This is a genomic window from Streptomyces calidiresistens, from assembly GCF_014141525.1.
GTDB classification, from domain to species: domain Bacteria; phylum Actinomycetota; class Actinomycetes; order Streptomycetales; family Streptomycetaceae; genus Streptomyces; species Streptomyces calidiresistens.
This window is the reverse complement of the sequence record NZ_VKHS01001143.1, coordinates 1-1,293: the sequence shown is the minus strand read 5'-3', so window position 1 is coordinate 1,293 and position 1,293 is coordinate 1. Positions and strand designations below refer to the sequence as shown.

Sequence of the window (1,293 nt, the reverse complement as noted above, 5' to 3'; positions counted from 1 at the left end):
CCCCTCGCCCCGGCCGCCCGGGCCCTCGGCGCGACCGTGCTGCCCTGGGCCGCCGGCCGCGAACCCGGCCCCGGCCTGGGCCGGGAGGCCGCCGACGTCCTCCGGGCCGTCGAGGCGCTCTCCCCCCGCCTGATCCACCTGCACAGCGCCAAGGCCGGCCTGGCCGGACGGCTCGCCCTGCGCGGCCGGTACCCCACCGTCCACCAGCCGCACGCCTGGTCCTTCGAGGCCGCCGGACCGCTGCGCCCCCTCGCCGTCCGCTGGGAACGGCACGCCGCCCGGTGGACCCACCGCCTGCTGTGGGTGAGCCACGCCGAGCGCGCCGCCGGCCTGCGCGCCGGGGTGGTCGCGGACGGGGCGGTGATCCCCAACGGGGTGGACACCACCCGCTTCACCCCACCGGACTCCTCGGCCCGGCGCGGTGTCCGCGCCGGACTGCACGCCGTGCACGCCGTCCCGCCGCACGCGCCCCTGGTGGCGTGCGTGGGCCGGCTGTGCCGGCAGAAGGGCCAGGACGTGCTCCTGCGGGCCTGGCCGGAGGTCCTGCGCCGGTTCCCCGACGCCCGGTTGGTGCTCGTCGGCGAGGGCCCGGCGGGGGAGGCGCTGCGGGCCCGCGCCCCGCGCGGCGTACTGTTCGCCGGTGCCGTGGACGATCCCCGGCCCTGGTACGCCGCCGCCGACCTGGTCGTGCAGCCCTCCCGGTGGGAGGGCATGGCGCTGACCCCGCTGGAGGCGATGGCCTGCGGGCGCCCGGTGCTGCTCACCGATGTCGCCGGGGCCCGCGAGTGTCTGCCGCCGGAGCACCTCGACCGTTGCCTGGTGCCGCCGGGGAAACCGCGGGCGCTGGCCGCGGCCGTGACGGGCCTGCTGGCCGATCCGGCGGCCCGGGTCGGCATCGGGGTCGCCACCCGCCGCCGGGTTCGCCGGGACCACGACCTGCGGGTCACCGCGGCGGCGGTGCGGGAGTTGTACCGCACGCTCCTCCCCGGGCTCTCCGCCTCCGGCGCGCGTCCGGCCGGGGGCGCCGATCCGGGCGCCGTCGCCCTCCCGGTTCCCCTCCCTCCCGGTCCTCCCGGCCACCCCGGTCCGTCCGGCGCGGCGGTCGCCGTGGACCCGGGCGCCGTCCCCGGGCCCACCGTGTCGGTCGAGGACCCGGCGGCGGCCGGCCGCCTCGCGCTGCCCCCCGGCGCACGGGTGTTCCTGCGCCGCTCGCGGGGCATCGCGTCGGGAGGCGTGCCGGAAGCGACCCCGGGTGGCGGGGCGGGTCCGGGATGACCACCGAGAGCCCACCGC

The 1,293-nt window shown here is 80.6% G+C and carries 1 protein-coding gene; it reads left to right on the top strand.

Features of this window, described 5'->3' with window-relative positions; translation table 11 throughout:
- On the top strand, positions 1 to 1,275 hold a 1,275-nt coding region (locus tag FOE67_RS25990; RefSeq protein WP_182667271.1), incomplete at its 5' end, for a glycosyltransferase.
- Positions 1,276 to 1,293 lie beyond the last annotated feature (18 nt).